A 15,418-nucleotide genomic window follows, 5' to 3' on the forward strand; every position below is an offset into this window, starting at 1 on the left:
CAGGTACCGGCTGGAAGGTGGTTAGTCTTCTTCCTCGACGACGAGATCCCCGAGGTAGGGGAAGTTCATCACGTTGACGATCGGCTCGAGGTCGACGTTGGTATCGGCAGCCCAGGCCAGATCCTGCCAGTGCAACGGGATGAAGGCGGCCTCGTCATACAGCGTCTGTTCCATCTGCTGCAGCATCTCGGCCCGCTTCTGCTGATCGAGTTCGAGGTTGGCCTCGGAGACCAGCTTGTCGACCTCGGGATTGCAGTAGTTGCCGGCGTTGTACTGACCAGCACCGGAATCGAGATCCGGGCAGGCGGTAAGATACTCGTGGAAATTGGCCGAGTCCTCGGTGTCGGCATGCCAACCGATCATCATCATGTCGGCGACACGGTCATCGTACTCGCCCCAGTACTGGGCCTTGGGCAGGGTCTTGAGATCCACCTTGACGTTGATACGCGCCAGCATGGCGGCAACCGCCTGGGCAATCTTGGCATCGTTCACGTAGCGGTTGTTGGGCGCCATCATGGTGATCTCGAAGCCATCCTCATAACCGGCCTCGGCCATCAGTTGCTTGGCCTTCTCCAGGTCGTAGCGAGGCTCCAGACCATCATTGTGTCCTGCATAGCCCTCGGGCGAGAGCTGGGCCGCCGGGGTGGCGAAGCCCTTCATCAGGCGGTCGGCGATGCCTTCCTGGTTGATGGCATAGGCGAAGGCCTGACGAACGCGGGGATCCTGGAAAGCCTCGACACGTTCCTGGTTCATGTGGAAGAGGATGATCCGCGTACCGGACATGGTGACCAGCTTGGCATTGTCGTCCTCGCGGACGCGTTCCAGGTCGTTGGGCGGCACCGGCGCGATGAAGTCGACATCGCCGGAGAGCAGGGCGGCCACACGGGTGGCGTTCTCGCTGATCGGCTTCAGCACGATCTTGTCGACGTTACCCGGGGACTGCTCGTCCCAGTAGTCGTCGTTGCGCTCGAAAGCGACGCGCACGCCTTGCTGCCTGTCGGTGACCTCATACGGGCCGGTACCGGAAAGGTGACGTGAGGCGTAGGAGTTGCCGTTCTTGACGATCTCGTCCTTGGGATCCCCGTCGCTGTCCTCACCGGAGTAGAACTGGCTATCCATCGGGAAGATGTAGGTCGCCAGGTTGAGCAGCAGCGGGTAGGGCTTCTTGGTCTTGATCTCGACGGTATGCTCGTCGACCGCCGAGGCGCCTTCGATGGGCTCGAAGATAGCCTTGAAGTCGGGGCTGCGCTTGAGACGCTCGATGGTCCAGACCACGTCTTCGGCGGTGAAGGCATTGCCGCTGTGGAATTCGACGCCCTCGCGCAGGTTCATGCGCAGTGTGGTGTCGTCGACCCTTTCCCAGTCGGTCGCCAGGCGCGGCTCGATCTCGAGATCCTTGGTCCAGCGCACCAGCGGGTCGAAGGTCATGTGCGACAGTTGCAGGATGCCGCCGGAGAGTTGCTCGTGGATGTCCAGCGATACCGGGTCGGCGTCGTAGGCCATGCGCAGGGTGGTTTCGGCCTGGGCGGCCGGGGCTAGTGCAGCGGAAGTCATGGCGGCGCCGATGACGCTAGCCAGCAGAGTCTTCTTGATTGTCATGTGTCGTTCCATGCCGGATGGATTGTTATCGGTATCACGACCGGCGGTCGTGATGACCATTATGGTCCATTCATCAACATAGAGAGCTTTAGGGGAAGCACACAATCGAAATTGTGACAGGCTCCATGCGTCCGACGAATAACGATGGCCGGACGCATGGCGGGCAGGACAGGGCGATCAGTCCTCGCCGGCGGGCGTGACGCGGTCGATGCGATACAGCTGAGCGACCTGGTCAAGGCCGTGAACGCTGCATTCCAGGTCGGTGACGCGCCCGTCGCTCAGGCCATAGACCCAGCCATGCACCGAGAGCGACTGGCCACGCTGCCAGGCGCGTTGAATGATCTTGGTACGGCACAGATTCTTGACCTGGGCCTCGACGTTGAGTTCACACATGCGATCGACCTGCTCGTCCTGAGACAGTGAGGACAGCGAGGCACGATGCTGGCTGTAGAGGTCGCGTACCGAATGCAGCCAGTAATCGACGATGCCGCACTCGCCCCCGGTGACCGCCGCCCGAATACCGCCGCAACCATAGTGGCCGACGATCATGATGTGCTTGACCTTGAGCACATCCACGGCGAACTGCACCACCGAGAGGGCGTTCATGTCGTTGTGGTGCAGCAGGTTGGCGACGTTGCGGTGGACGAACACTTCGCCGGGAGGCAGGTCGATGATCTGATTGGCCGGCACGCGACTGTCGGAGCAGCCGATCCACAGGTACTCCGGGGTCTGCTGCCGTGCCAGGCGAGCGAAGAAGTCAGGGTCGTCACGACACATCTGCTCTGCCCAGGCGCGGTTATTTTCCAGCAGGGTATCGATATCGTTGCTCATGTCGGGCTCCGCAGAATGTTACAAAAGATGCAGGGAGCCTTCTTTTACCGTCACCCGGGGGGCGGGTCAACCGCTCTCCCGGCCTTGCTTCTTGGCTGGTATGATCGCGCCATTGTTCACCGGGCCCGACGCGGTCCGATCGTTACAGGAGAATCGCGTGTCAGATTTCGACTACGATCTGTTCGTCATCGGGGCAGGGTCCGGCGGAGTGCGTGCCGCTCGCACCGCTGCTGCCACGGGGGCCCGGGTCGCCGTGGCCGAGGACCGCTACCTTGGCGGCACCTGCGTCAATGTCGGCTGCGTGCCCAAGAAGCTGTATTCCTATGCGGCTCATTTCCATGAAGCCTTCGAGGACTCCGGTGGCTTCGGCTGGCAATTGGCCGAAGAACCGTCATTCGACTGGGCGACCCTGCGCGACAACAAGATCGGCGAGATCAAGCGCCTCAATGGCATCTATGGCCGGCTGCTGGACAACGCCGACGTACGCTTGATCAATGGTCGCGCCAGCGTGGTCGACGCGCATCACGTCGAGGTCGGCGGCGAGACGGTCAGCGCCGAGAAGATCCTGGTGGCCGTGGGCGGCTGGCCCTGGGTGCCGGATTTCCCGGGCAATGAGCTGACCCTGAACTCCAATCAGATCTTCGATCTCGATGACTTCCCGCAGCGCTTCCTGGTCCTTGGCGGCGGCTACATCGCCGTGGAGTTCGCCAGCATCTTCAATGGCTTGGGCAGCGAATCCCATCTCGTCTATCGCGGCGAGCTGTTCCTGCGCGGGTTCGACAACGAGGTGCGCGAATTCACCCGCGACGAGATGGCCAAGAAGGGCGTCAACCTGCACTTCAACACCAACATCGAAGCCATCGAGAAGGTGGAGACCGGGCTCAAGGTCACGCTCACCGACGGCCGCACGCTGGAGGTGGACGCAGTGCTCGCCGCCACCGGGCGTCGTCCCCACCTGGCCGGACTCGGCCTCGACCGGCTCGACGTTGCCACCAACGACGATGGCTCCCTCAAGGTCAACGAGCGTTTCGAGACCTCGATGCCCTCGATCCTGGCACTCGGCGATGTCACCGGCGGTCCCGAACTGACGCCAGTGGCGCTGGAAGAGGCCATGAAACTGGTCGAGCACCACTTCGGCGACACCGTGCCCGAACCGCTGGATTACGAGCGCGTGGCGACCGCCGTGTTCTGTCATCCGAACATCGGCACCGTTGGTCTATCGGAAGAGGCGGCCCGCGAGCGCTTCGAGGCGATCCGCGTCTACAGTGCCGACTTCCGCCCCATGAAGCACACGCTCTCCGGCAGCAGCGAACGCAGCCTGATGAAGCTGATCGTCGACGATGCCAGCGACGTGGTGGTCGGCGCTCACATGGTGGGCGAGGAGGCCGGCGAGATCATCCAGGGCATCGCCATTGCCGTACGGGCCGGGCTGACCAAGGCACAGTTCGACCAGACGGTGGGCATTCATCCCACCGGCGCCGAAGAATTCGTGACCATGCGTACTCCGACACGCCGCTGACGACCTTCGGGCAATCCTGTCACGGCGATGTCATTCGGACGGGCCACCCTCGAGGTGGCCCGTTGCGTTATGCGTATGGCCCGAATGAATGTGGACTAAACTGGGTCTGTGCGAACGTCCTGCATTCGATGCCTTTTCGTACAAGACCTGCCGGGGGACATCAGCCGGTACGAGCGCCGGTGGTCGATGTCGCAAGAATGGGGAGAGCCGCTACATACGCGGCCTGGGGAGTGGGCTATAATTTTCTATTATGGAATTCAGCAAGCAAGATAACCTGGTTTTTGAAATGACCATAAGCGGCTGTTATGATGCCGATCAAATTCGCTACAGCGAACCACGACAATGAACGCAACCACAGAGCCCTTTACACCCTCCGCCGACCTGGCCAAGCCCAGCGTGGCCGATGCCGTGGTCGGCCATGAGGCCTCACCGCTCTTCATCCGCAAGCCAAGCCCCGATGACGGCTGGGGCATCTACGAGCTGGTCAAGTCCTGTCCGCCTCTCGACGTCAATTCCGCCTACGCCTATCTGTTGCTGGCCACCCAGTTCCGCGATAGCTGCGCCGTGGCGACCAACGAAGAGGGCGAGATCGTCGGCTTCGTTTCCGGCTACGTGAAGAGCAACGCCCCCGATACCTATTTCCTCTGGCAGGTTGCCGTGGGCGAGAAGGCACGTGGCACCGGCCTGGCCCGTCGTCTGGTGGAAGCCGTGATGACACGCCCGGAAATGGCCGAGGTCCACCATCTCGAGACCACTATCACGCCCGACAACCAGGCGTCCTGGGGCTTGTTCCGCCGTCTCGCCGATCGCTGGCAGGCGCCGTTGAACAGCCGCGAATACTTCTCCACCGATCAACTCGGCGGTGAGCATGACCCGGAAAACCTCGTTCGCATCGGCCCGTTCCAGACCGACCAGATCTGAGCCGGGACGCCGCCTGGCCGGCCCGGTACGGGCCGGCAACCCGTCTTTTCGTTTTATCACTTTCCCCCCACAGGAGGTCGCAATGCAGACCCAGATTCTCGAACGCATGGAGTCCGACGTTCGGACCTACTCCCGCTCCTTCCCGGTCGTCTTCACCAAGGCGCGCAATGCCCGCCTGACCGACGAGGAAGGGCGCGAGTACATCGACTTCCTGGCCGGTGCCGGCACCCTGAACTACGGCCACAACAACCCGCACCTCAAGCAGGCGCTGCTCGACTATATCGACAGCGACGGCATCGTCCACGGCCTGGACTTCTGGACTGCGGCCAAGCGCGACTATCTGGAAACCCTGGAAGAGGTGATCCTCAAGCCGCGCGGTCTCGACTACAAGGTGCATCTGCCCGGACCGACTGGCACCAACGCCGTCGAGGCGGCCATTCGCCTGGCCCGGGTCGCCAAGGGGCGCCACAATATCGTCTCCTTCACCAACGGCTTTCATGGCGTCACCATGGGCGCGCTGGCGACCACCGGTAACCGCAAGTTCCGCGAGGCCACCGGTGGCGTGCCGACCCAGGCTGCTTCCTTCATGCCGTTCGATGGCTACCTCGGCAGCAGCACCGACACCCTCGACTACTTCGAGAAGCTGCTCGGCGACAAGTCCGGCGGCCTGGACGTGCCCGCGGCGGTGATCGTCGAGACAGTGCAGGGCGAGGGCGGTATCAATGTCGCCGGCCTGGAGTGGCTCAAGCGCCTCGAGAGCATCTGCCGCGCCAATGACATCCTGCTGATCATCGACGACATCCAGGCGGGCTGCGGCCGGACCGGCAAGTTCTTCAGCTTCGAGCATGCCGGCATCACGCCGGATATCGTGACCAACTCCAAGTCGCTGTCCGGTTACGGCCTGCCGTTCGCTCACGTCCTGATGCGCCCCGAGCTCGACAAGTGGAAGCCCGGTCAGTACAACGGCACCTTCCGCGGCTTCAACCTGGCTTTCGCCACTGCTGCTGCCGCCATGCGCAAGTACTGGAGCGACGACACCTTCGAGCGTGACGTGCAGCGCAAGGCTCGCATCGTCGAGGAACGCTTCGGCAAGATCGCCGCCTGGCTGAGCGAGAACGGCATCGAGGCCTCCGAGCGCGGCCGCGGGCTGATGCGGGGCATCGACGTGGGTTCCGGCGATATCGCCGACAAGATCACCCACCAAGCCTTCGAGAACGGGTTGATCATCGAAACCAGCGGTCAGGACGGCGAAGTGGTCAAGTGCCTGTGCCCGCTGACCATTCCCGACGAAGACCTGGTCGAGGGACTCGACATCCTCGAGACCAGCACCAAGCAGGCCTTTAGCTGATCGCCTGAGGTGCGCCATCGGGCCTGTCCATGGCATCCTGTATCGGTCGGCCGTGCGCGGCCGGCCAGTCATTGATTCACTGGAGAATCGACATGATCGTTCGCAATCTCGAAGAAGCGCGCCAGACCGACCGTCTGGTCACCGCCGAAAACGGCAACTGGGACAGCACCCGCCTGTCGCTGGCCGAAGATGGTGGCAACTGCTCCTTCCACATCACCCGCATCTTCGAGGGTACCGAGACCCACATCCACTATAAGCATCACTTCGAGGCTGTTTATTGCATCGAAGGCGAGGGCGAAGTGGAAACCCTGGCCGATGGCAAGATCTGGCCCATCAAGCCGGGTGACATCTACATCCTCGACCAGCACGACGAGCACCTGCTGCGCGCCAGCAAGACCATGCACCTGGCCTGCGTGTTCACGCCGGGCCTGACCGGCAACGAAGTGCACCGCGAAGACGGTTCCTACGCACCTGCCGACGAAGCCGACGACCAGAAGCCGCTGTAACCCGGCGCAGTATTCTGCCGTCTCGCACGAAGAGCCCCCGGTCACGATCGGGGGCTCTTTCGTTGTTCGCAGCGGCACGGGTGCCAGTAGCTGGACGCCTCGGACGTTTCATGCCTACTATTGCGTCATGATTGATTCATCGTCCAGAAACCGTCAGCCCGTCGAGGAAGGGGCATTGCCCAACGACCTGGTCAGCGAACTGCTGCTCGGCATGCGTCTAAGCGGCATCCAGTATCGCCGCATACAGGCGGTTCCTCCCTTCGGCATCGGGGGCTTCGGTGCCAGCCCGGGGTGGGCCCACTTTCACTTCATCGCGCGAGGGCCAGTATATCTGCGCAGTCCCGGCGGGGCCGTGCACCGGCTCGAGGTCGGTGACGCAGTGCTTCTGCCGCGCGGCGGACCGCATGAGCTGCTGTCGTCGCCGGAGCAATCCGCCAGTCGTGATATCGCCAGCTTCACGACCGCTCCGCTCTGCAAGGCCGTCAGTGCGGTGCGCAACGGTTCCCCAGAAGTTTGCCAGGAGAGTGGGGCCGTCATCTTCAGCGGCTGCATGGAGTTCGATCTCGGCGGCATGCATCCGCTCGTCGGCTTGATGCCCGAAGTGATGCGTGTCGATACGCTTCAGGATCGCCACCCGGAGATACTGCCGATCCTCCAGGCGATGGAACGCGAAGCGCAGGCCGAGCGGGCGGGCTTCGCCAGCATTCTGTCGCGACTCGCCGATGTCGTTTCCGCCTGCATCGTGCGTGGCTGGGTCGAGTGCGGCTGTGGCGACGCTTCCGGTTGGGTCGAGGCCTTGCGTGACCCACGGCTGGGACGTGTCATCGCCGCCATGCATCGGGAGCCCGGCCGTCATTGGACGGTCGCTGAACTGGCGAAACAGATGGGGAGCTCGCGCTCGGTCTTCGCCGAGCGCTTCCTGACAGTCACCGGACTGACTCCGCATCGTTACATGACCGAGTTGCGCATGCGGCTGGCCACCCAGTGGATCGGACGGGACAGGCAGCCCATCGATGCCGTCGCCCAACGCCTTGGTTATGGTTCCCAGGCCGCCTTCAGCCGTGCCTACAAGCGTGTGACCGGCCGTTCGCCCGGTGCGGTGCGTGCCGAAGCGAGTCGCGAGGGACTTCGGGCATGAGGACCTGAGCCCATTCAGCAGACGTGATATCCGCCCACAATGGAAAAAGGAGAGGTGCCGTTGCATGGAATAGCTCCCTCGACAATGCACCATGCCCAGATGCTCTGGGACTTCATGAGTCTCCGGCAGCCTTGCACAGCGGCGGACGCCATTCTTTGCCTGGGCAGCAACGACATTCAAGTGCCGCGAGTTGGGGCACGCCTATGGCGGGAGAAGTGGGCACCTTATCTGATCATGAGCGGAGGGTTGGCCCACCAGCATGACCTGGCAGCTACCGGCTGGTCGCAACCTGAGGCCGATGTATTTTCCCGAGAAGCCCGCCATGCGGGCGTTCCCCGGGATGCCATATTATGTGAGCGTGCCGCGCGTCATACCGGCGACAATTTCCGCCTGACACGATGTCTGGCGGAGGAGAGCGGTATCATGGTCTCAGGTCGACTCATCATCGTTGCCAAGCCTTATATGACACGTCGTGCTCAGGCTACGGCAGAGATGGCCTGGCCTGAAGTCGAAACCATCGTCCAATGCGAGGACGTCGAACTGATAAGCTATCTGCATCGTTGGCAGGACCCGCAGCGCATCCTGCACCTCATGGTCGGCGACATGCAGAGAATCATGGTCTATCCCGAACGTGGTTTTCAGCGTCGGCAGCCTATACCGGAAGACGTGCGTCTTGCCCAGGAGGCATTGATTGCACAGGGCTTCGACAGGCACTTGCCATGAAGCCGTTGCGGCAGGAAGGATTAGCCACGTTTAGGACACCCGTATTGCCAAGGACCGATGATGACTGCACAACAGCGTCTTACTCTGAGCCTCGCGGATGCCCGGCGCCTGCTGGTGCGCCATCATGGCCGTCCGGGGTCGCTGACGAGCGTGATTCGTCGCCTTGGCACCATCCAGTTCGATCCACTCGCGCCACTCGGCACCAATCCCGATCTGGTCCTGCAAGCGCGGGTGCCGGGTTATCGGCAGGGCGGCTGGCAGGATGCGGCCTATCGGCAGCGACTGCTGGTTGATGGGTGGGACAAGCAGGCCAGCCTGATTCCGCCCGAGCATTGGTGGGCTCAAGCCCCTTTTCATCACTGGTTCGCTCGGCGTTGGCAACAGCGGGGCATCGACATCGACTCGCCGGAAGCCCGGGACATTCTCGATCAGGTAGGGCAGCGGGGCCCCTCGACCAGTCTCGAACTGGGCGATCAGCGATCCGATCCGGCCTTGCGTGGTAGCTGGTATGGTCCCAAGCGTTCACGCCATCTGCTCAAGGCGCTGTGGGATTCGGGACGATTGATGACCCACCATCGCGTCAACGGTCGCCATGCCTATGATCTGCCGGAACGCGTCTTGCCGAATGGGGCGCGCGAAGCGGATGTCGATGAAGATGACGCGCTGCAGCATCTGGTCGTGCGTCGCGTCCAGGCTGCTGGCCTGTTGCGACCGGCAGCCGATGCCGCCGTCTGGCTACTGCCTTGCCGACGTGCCGAGCGCGATCGTATCGCGTCGCGAGCTCTCGACCAGGGGCGCCTGATCGAGCTGGTCGTGGACGGCGAACGCTACTGGGCCACGCCCGAAGCCGTTTCGCTCCTGGATGACAATTCAGCATCGTTCGGCGACGCGGAGCGCAGCATGCGCTTTCTCGCGCCTCTCGATCCGCTGATGTGGGACCGGCGCGGCATTTCCCGTGTCTTTGGTTTCGACTATGTGTGGGAGGTCTACAAGCCTCGTGAGCAGCGTCGCTGGGGCTATTATGTCCTGCCGGTCCTGTGGGGGGATCGCTTCATCGCGCGTTTCGACGCTCAATGCCGGGAAGGCACCCTGACCATTCACGCCTGGCACTGGGAAGCCGATATCATGCCGTCCCGGCTTCCCGAAGGCGCTCCCGAGGCACTGCAGCGGGCTGCCCGCGATTTTCTCGGCTATCTGGGCGCCGATCGGGTCGTGTTGCCCAGAGGGCTGGGTCGCGAAGCCCGATATGCATGGCAAAGGGCGGCCAAATGACATATCGTCCCTTATACTTTCGTAGGTAAATGGATAGGACACATGACCATGAAACGGACCTTCTTCCGCGTCATCCCCGCGATGGTGCTTGTTGCCATGCCAATCGTCTTCAGCCAGCCGGTTCTGGCCGCCGAGACGGTGGACTCGCTCTGTAAAACCAAGGCCGAGCACATCCAGAAGCAGCTTCGTATCGCCAAGGAGTACGGCAATGAGCATCGCGTGCGCGGTTTGGAAAAGTCCCTGGAAGGCGTGCGGCAGCATTGCAGCAACGAGCGCGTCATAGAAGACGCCGAGGAAGATGTCAGCGAGAGCATGGAAGAGGTTCGTGAGCGCCAGGCAGAACTGGCCGAAGCGCAGCAGGAAGGCGACATGGACGATATACGCAAGCGCAGCGAAAAGCTCGAAGAGGCCGTCATGGAGCTCAAAGAACACCAGAACGAACTGGAATCGCTTCAGAACAAGCAATAACGACTGAGACGGTAGAAAAATGGCAGGACAGGGGTGGTCATGACGCTGATCCAGCGGGATTGTCCATGCAGACGGCATGGCCACCTTCCCACCCACTATTTAACATAATATACATTCTGCGAAATAAAGGCTGGCCTGGATCCGAAGCAGACATTACATCGCTCATCCAGACTAACGATCAAAAATTCGATACATCCTGGTATATACCGTCCGGAAATGGCGCTCTATCCTTCCGAGCCAACGACGTCATTTCCCAAGGACACAGGAGCTATCGATGAACGACATCTCGCCACGGGCTGCGCCGGCATGGAGCGCGGTCTTCTCGATGACGCTGGGTGTTTTCGGATTGGTCACGGCGGAGTTTCTGCCGGTGAGCCTGTTGACGCCCATGGCATCGGATCTCGATATCAGCGAAGGCATGGCCGGCCAAACGGTAACGGCAACGGCCGCGATCGCTCTGGTAACCAGCCTGCTGATCACGGCGGCAACCCGGAGGATCGACCGCCGGTATGTTCTGCTGGGATTCTCGACGTTGCTGATAGTCTCGAATCTCCTGGTGGCACTGGCGCCGAACATGCCGCTTCTGTTGCTTGGTCGCGTGCTGCTGGGCATCGCCCTGGGCGGTTTCTGGACCATGTCGGCGGCCACGGTGATGCGGCTGGTGCCCGAGGAAAGCGTGCCACGCGCGCTCTCGATGATTTTCAGCGGTGTGTCGGTGGCCACTATCGTCGCTGCGCCCATGGGCAGCTTCTTCGGCGATATCATAGGCTGGCGAAATGTCTTTCTGATTGCCGCACTGTTTGGCGTGCTGGCCTTGCTGGTGCAATTTGCCACCTTGCCACGCATGGCTCCGAATGCCCAGACGCGCCTGAAAACCCTGGTCGAGGTGCTGCGGCGCCCGATGGTTGGGCTCGGCATTCTGGCCGCCGCCATGATCTTTGCGGGCCATTTCGCCTTCTTTACCTATATTCGTCCCTTCCTCGAAACCGTCACTCGCGTCGACGTGAATGGTATATCCAGTATTTTGCTGGGATTTGGCCTGGCCAACTTCCTGGGAACTTTCCTGGGAGGCTTCATGCTCGAACGCAATATGCGTTTCACGCAGATCGTCATGCCGGCGACGATGGGAATCCTTGGCCTGGGACTATCGGGCGTCGGCGGCATTCCCATGGCCGATGCACTGATGGTGGCGCTCTGGGGCATGGCATTCGGCACCGTTCCTGTCGCGTGGTCCACCTGGCTGACCCGCACGGTGCCTGATGAAGCTGAAAGCGCTGGCGGTCTGCTGGTGGCAGCGATCCAGTTCGCGATCGCCAGTGGCGCGGCCGTCGGCGGCCTGGTCTTCGATACCAGTGGTGCCATCGGAGTCTTTGCGGTGAGTGGCGTCGTGCTGCTGATGGCAGCACTGCTCATCCTGTTCGGTGTCAGGGCCCAGGCAGCCATTCCGACCTGATCGATACCATCAATGCGTGTCTGGGGGCGCCATCATGGCGCCCTTCTTTTGTTTGTCATCAAGTTCTTCTTGTTCACATTTTCTGATCGTCCAGCCCCTGGACATGCCTCGTCGGGCTGATCCTGTTCGGGGGATAGTTCCCTCTATCATGCTGGTTCGGGCCATCATCGTGGACAGCGGGAAGCCGGCTCCTTATCATCCCAGCAGCTCATCATCTCGTTCACGTCAGTTCAAAGGACACCCACGATATGCCGAATCGCCCAATGTTGATGTTATCGCTCTTCGGGTCAATGGCATTACTCGGGGGCTGCGCCCAACTGTCTTCACAGCAGCAGGAGCCGCCGCCGCCAGTGACGGCAGCACAGTTCGAGTCAGGGATCCAGCGTCTGGAGAGCAATCTTGCCGCCCGTTGCGAGAACCAGTCGCAGCTGCTGTCGATGCAGCGTATGGAACAGCGGACGCTGACTGCCGATGTGCGCGAGGTGGGCAGCTTGTTGCGAGGCCTGCGCGGCGATATCGCGGCCCTTGATGACAACGATGACAAGCAGGCGACCCAGGTCGTCACCGAGTGCCTGGCAGCCGATGACAGGCTGGCCAACAAGGAACTCCTGGGCCGCAGCGAATGGATCGGGCTGCCGAACGTCGGCACCTACTTGCAGGCACGGGTGGATTCCGGTGCGGATACCTCATCGCTCAGCGCCAGGGAAATCACCAGCTTCGAACGGGATGGCGAAGACTGGGTACGCTTCAAGCTTGGCCTCGATGACGATGACAGCGCCGTCGACACAATTCGCGACAGCTGGGTCGAGGCGCCGGTGGAGCGTCGTGTGCGAATCGAGCAGGCAACCGGGGAGGAATCCCGCCCGGTCATCAAGCTGCTGATGACCCTGGGCCCGATCCGTGAAACAGTTGAGTTCACGCTGACGGATCGCGCTCATCTCGATTATCCGGTTCTGCTCGGGCGTCATTTCCTGATGGACATTGCCATCATCGATGTTGCCGAAGACTTTCTCCATGGGCGGCCCGATTTCCCCCGTGGATCCGAGTCGTCGGACGACGCCGACCAGACAGAAGACGAAACACCCTGATATACGGATGTATTTCACCCTGATTCTCCAAGGAAGTTGAGATGTCCCGACTGCCCTTCTATCTGATCGTTGCCCTGTTGCTGGTCGCCGGCATCGGCTTGAGCATTCACCGCCATGTCCAGTTCGAGGTGCCCTGGACGCCGGGCGAGCAGCGGCAAGTCTGGGAAATCGAGGCTCAGGTCAACTTCCTTGCCGATGGTGGTCCCGCCAAGGTGGAAATGGCACTGCCCTCCACTCAGCAAGGCTTCCGTGTGCTGACCGAACACACGGCGTCACCGGGCTATGGTCTTTCCTTTCTCGAGGAGAACGGCAGCCGTCGCGCCCTCTGGTCTATCCGCGATGCTACCGGCAATCAGCAACTCTATTACAGCAGCCGCATCCAGGTAGCTCCCCAGGCTCGCGCATCCGAGACGCCGCCTCCTTCACCGAAACCCGATGTCGTCTGGGAGCGCCCCTACGATACGGCGGCCTCCCAGGTCATCGACCGTGCCTGGTCGCGCAGTGCCGACCCCTTCACCTTCACCCGCGAGCTGATTCGCGAGTTCAGCGAACAGCGTCAGGGCGAGAACGCCCGCTTGTTGCTGACCCAGTTCGATCGCGTGCCACTGGTGGTTCGGCTGCTCAATCAGGCCGGTATCGCAGCACGCGAGGTCAGCGGCTTGATGCTCGAGGATGGGCGACGCCGACAGAGCCTGACCCCCTGGATCCAGGTCTACGACGGAGATGAGCAGTCGCTCTTCAACCCGACCACCGGCGAACAGGGACGCCCCGAGAATCTTCTGCTATGGGAGAACGCCGGCAAGTCGGTGCTCGAGGTTCAGGGCGGCACCAACTCCCAGGTCTACTTTTCCATGCTGTCGCGCAACCAGCCCGCCGGGGCCGCCGTGCGCAGCCGCATGGCCGAGGCATCCGACACCATCCTCAACTTCTCGATCCACAGCCTGCCTCTCGAGGAACAGGCGCTGTTCCAGACGATTCTGCTGATTCCCATCGGCGCGCTGGTCGTGGTCCTGCTGCGAGTGCTGGTCGGCATCAAGACCTCGGGGACCTTCATGCCGGTGCTGATCGCCCTGGCCTTCATCCAGACCACCCTGGCCACCGGCCTGATCGGCTTTTTGCTGGTGGTGGCCGTGGGCCTGGTGATCCGCAATTACCTGTCCTACCTTAACTTGCTGCTGGTGGCGAGGGTCACGGCGGTCATCATCACGGTGATCGCCATCATCTCGCTGTTCTCGGTACTGTCCTATCGCATCGGTCTCAACGCTGGCCTGACCATCACCTTCTTCCCGATGATCATCCTCTCCTGGACCATCGAGCGCATGTCGATCCTCTGGGAAGAGGAAGGCCCCAAGGAGGTCCTGATCCAGGGCGGCGGCAGCCTGCTGACCGCGGTACTGGCCTATCTGGCCATGAACAATCCCTGGATTCGCCATATCACCTTCAACTTCCTCGGCGTGCAGCTGATCCTGATGGCGTTGATCCTGATGCTCGGCAACTACACCGGCTATCGTCTGCTGGAGCTGCGTCGTTTCAAGCCGGTCACGGAGGACTGAGTCGATGTGGACGACCCCCGGCAAGCTGCGCGCCAAGGGCATCATCGGCATGAACCGGCGCAACATTCGCTATATCGGCCGCTACAACGACCGGCGGCTCTATCCGCTGGTCGATGACAAGCTCCAGACCAAGCTGCTCGCCCAGCGCTACGACATCACCACCCCTGCCCTGATCGGCACGGTGTCGACCCAGTTCGGCGTCAAGCATATCCGCGACATGCTCGACGGCCACAGCGGGTTCGTCATCAAGCCGGCCAAGGGCAGTGGCGGCAAGGGCATCCTGGTCATCGAGCGCGTCGAGGGCCAGCATTACATCAAGCCCAGTGGCGCCCACCTGACGCTCAAGGATGTCGAGCGACATGTCTCCAACATCCTCTCCGGACTCTACTCGCTGGGTGGGTCCCCGGATGTGGCGATCATCGAAGGGCTGATCAACTTCGACGAGACCTTCAACGAGTACACTTACGAAGGTGTGCCGGATATTCGTGTCATCGTCTTCAAGGGCTATCCGGTCATGGCCATGATGCGGCTTTCCACTGCCGCCTCGGATGGCAAGGCCAACCTGCACCAGGGGGCGGTGGGCGTCGGCATCGACATCGCTTCAGGCCAGGCGATACGCGGCGTGCAATTCGACCGCTCGCGTCACGACCATCCCGATACCGGACATGAACTGGCCAGCCTGAGGATCGCCAACTGGCACACCTTGCTGAAGCTGGCGGCAAGTTGCTATGAAATGACGTCGCTGGGATATCTCGGTACCGACATGGTGCTGGATCGCGATCATGGCCCCATGTTGCTGGAGCTCAACGCGCGCCCCGGCCTGGCCATCCAGATGGCCAACGGTGAAGGCCTGCGCAACCGCTTGGATCTCATCGAGCAGCAGCCCGGCGGGCTCGACGTCGAACAACGGGTGGACTTTGCCCAGCAGCACTTTGCCCGACGCAGCGAGCTCGACGCCGTCCGCGCGGCGGCATCGGCACAAACGGCGTCGGCGTGACG

14 protein-coding genes are annotated in these 15,418 nt (G+C 61.9%); 12 read left to right on the forward strand and 2 right to left on the reverse strand.

From position 1 onward, the window contains the following. Positions 1–21: 21 nt before the first annotated feature. Positions 22–1,599 carry an ABC transporter substrate-binding protein gene (locus HELO_RS08670; protein WP_013332341.1) on the reverse strand — a complete coding sequence of 526 codons (1,578 nt, stop codon included), beginning with the start codon at positions 1,597–1,599 and terminating at the stop codon, positions 22–24. Positions 1,600–1,776: 177 nt separating this feature from the next. Continuing rightward, positions 1,777–2,430: a carbonate dehydratase gene (gene can, locus HELO_RS08675; protein WP_013332342.1), complete on the reverse strand. Its 654-nt coding sequence runs from the start codon at positions 2,428–2,430 to the stop codon at positions 1,777–1,779. A gap of 157 nt (positions 2,431–2,587) precedes the next feature. On the opposite strand from can, the gene gorA reads away from it, so the two are divergent. The 12 genes from gorA to HELO_RS08735 all read left to right on the forward strand — a co-directional run bounded on the left by gorA (position 2,588) and on the right by HELO_RS08735 (position 15,416). Next, positions 2,588–3,949, forward strand: coding sequence for a glutathione-disulfide reductase (gorA, locus tag HELO_RS08680; protein WP_013332343.1), 1,362 nt, complete (start codon positions 2,588–2,590; stop codon positions 3,947–3,949). A 342-nt stretch (positions 3,950–4,291) separates the two neighbouring features. Next, entirely contained in the window at positions 4,292–4,870 is a 579-nt protein-coding gene (ectA, locus tag HELO_RS08685; RefSeq protein WP_013332344.1) for a diaminobutyrate acetyltransferase, read from the forward strand. Positions 4,871–4,952: 82 nt separating this feature from the next. Beyond that, positions 4,953–6,218 (forward strand): diaminobutyrate--2-oxoglutarate transaminase, encoded by a 1,266-nt coding sequence (gene ectB / locus HELO_RS08690; protein WP_013332345.1) that lies wholly within the window; start codon positions 4,953–4,955, stop codon positions 6,216–6,218. Positions 6,219–6,310: 92 nt separating this feature from the next. Further along, the gene (locus HELO_RS08695) at positions 6,311–6,724 is read left to right on the forward strand and encodes an ectoine synthase (protein ID WP_013332346.1); all 414 of its coding nucleotides are present in this window, start codon (positions 6,311–6,313) and stop codon (positions 6,722–6,724) included. Between the two features lie 175 nt (positions 6,725–6,899). Continuing rightward, on the forward strand, positions 6,900–7,862 hold the full coding sequence (locus HELO_RS08700) for an AraC family transcriptional regulator (protein ID WP_041602022.1): 963 nt from the start codon (positions 6,900–6,902) through the stop codon (positions 7,860–7,862). Between the two features lie 84 nt (positions 7,863–7,946). Next, positions 7,947–8,585, forward strand: a complete 639-nt coding sequence (locus tag HELO_RS08705; RefSeq protein ID WP_041602023.1) for a YdcF family protein — start codon at positions 7,947–7,949, stop codon at positions 8,583–8,585. A 60-nt stretch (positions 8,586–8,645) separates the two neighbouring features. Continuing rightward, entirely contained in the window at positions 8,646–9,857 is a 1,212-nt protein-coding gene (locus HELO_RS08710; RefSeq protein WP_013332349.1) for a DNA glycosylase AlkZ-like family protein, read from the forward strand. A gap of 48 nt (positions 9,858–9,905) precedes the next feature. Then, on the forward strand, positions 9,906–10,325 hold the full coding sequence (locus HELO_RS08715) for a DUF1090 domain-containing protein (protein ID WP_013332350.1): 420 nt from the start codon (positions 9,906–9,908) through the stop codon (positions 10,323–10,325). 274 nt (positions 10,326–10,599) lie between these two features. Further along, the gene (locus tag HELO_RS08720; protein WP_013332351.1) at positions 10,600–11,778 is read left to right on the forward strand and encodes an MFS transporter; all 1,179 of its coding nucleotides are present in this window, start codon (positions 10,600–10,602) and stop codon (positions 11,776–11,778) included. A 248-nt stretch (positions 11,779–12,026) separates the two neighbouring features. After that, positions 12,027–12,866: an ATP-dependent zinc protease family protein gene (locus tag HELO_RS08725; protein WP_013332352.1), complete on the forward strand. Its 840-nt coding sequence runs from the start codon at positions 12,027–12,029 to the stop codon at positions 12,864–12,866. A 41-nt stretch (positions 12,867–12,907) separates the two neighbouring features. Continuing rightward, the gene (locus HELO_RS08730) at positions 12,908–14,419 is read left to right on the forward strand and encodes an inactive transglutaminase family protein (protein WP_013332353.1); all 1,512 of its coding nucleotides are present in this window, start codon (positions 12,908–12,910) and stop codon (positions 14,417–14,419) included. A gap of 4 nt (positions 14,420–14,423) precedes the next feature. Next, positions 14,424–15,416, forward strand: coding sequence for an alpha-L-glutamate ligase-like protein (locus HELO_RS08735; RefSeq protein ID WP_013332354.1), 993 nt, complete (start codon positions 14,424–14,426; stop codon positions 15,414–15,416). The last annotated feature ends 2 nt before the right edge of the window (positions 15,417–15,418 follow it).

Source organism: Halomonas elongata DSM 2581 (genome assembly GCF_000196875.2).
GTDB classification, from domain to species: Bacteria; Pseudomonadota; Gammaproteobacteria; order Pseudomonadales; family Halomonadaceae; genus Halomonas; species Halomonas elongata.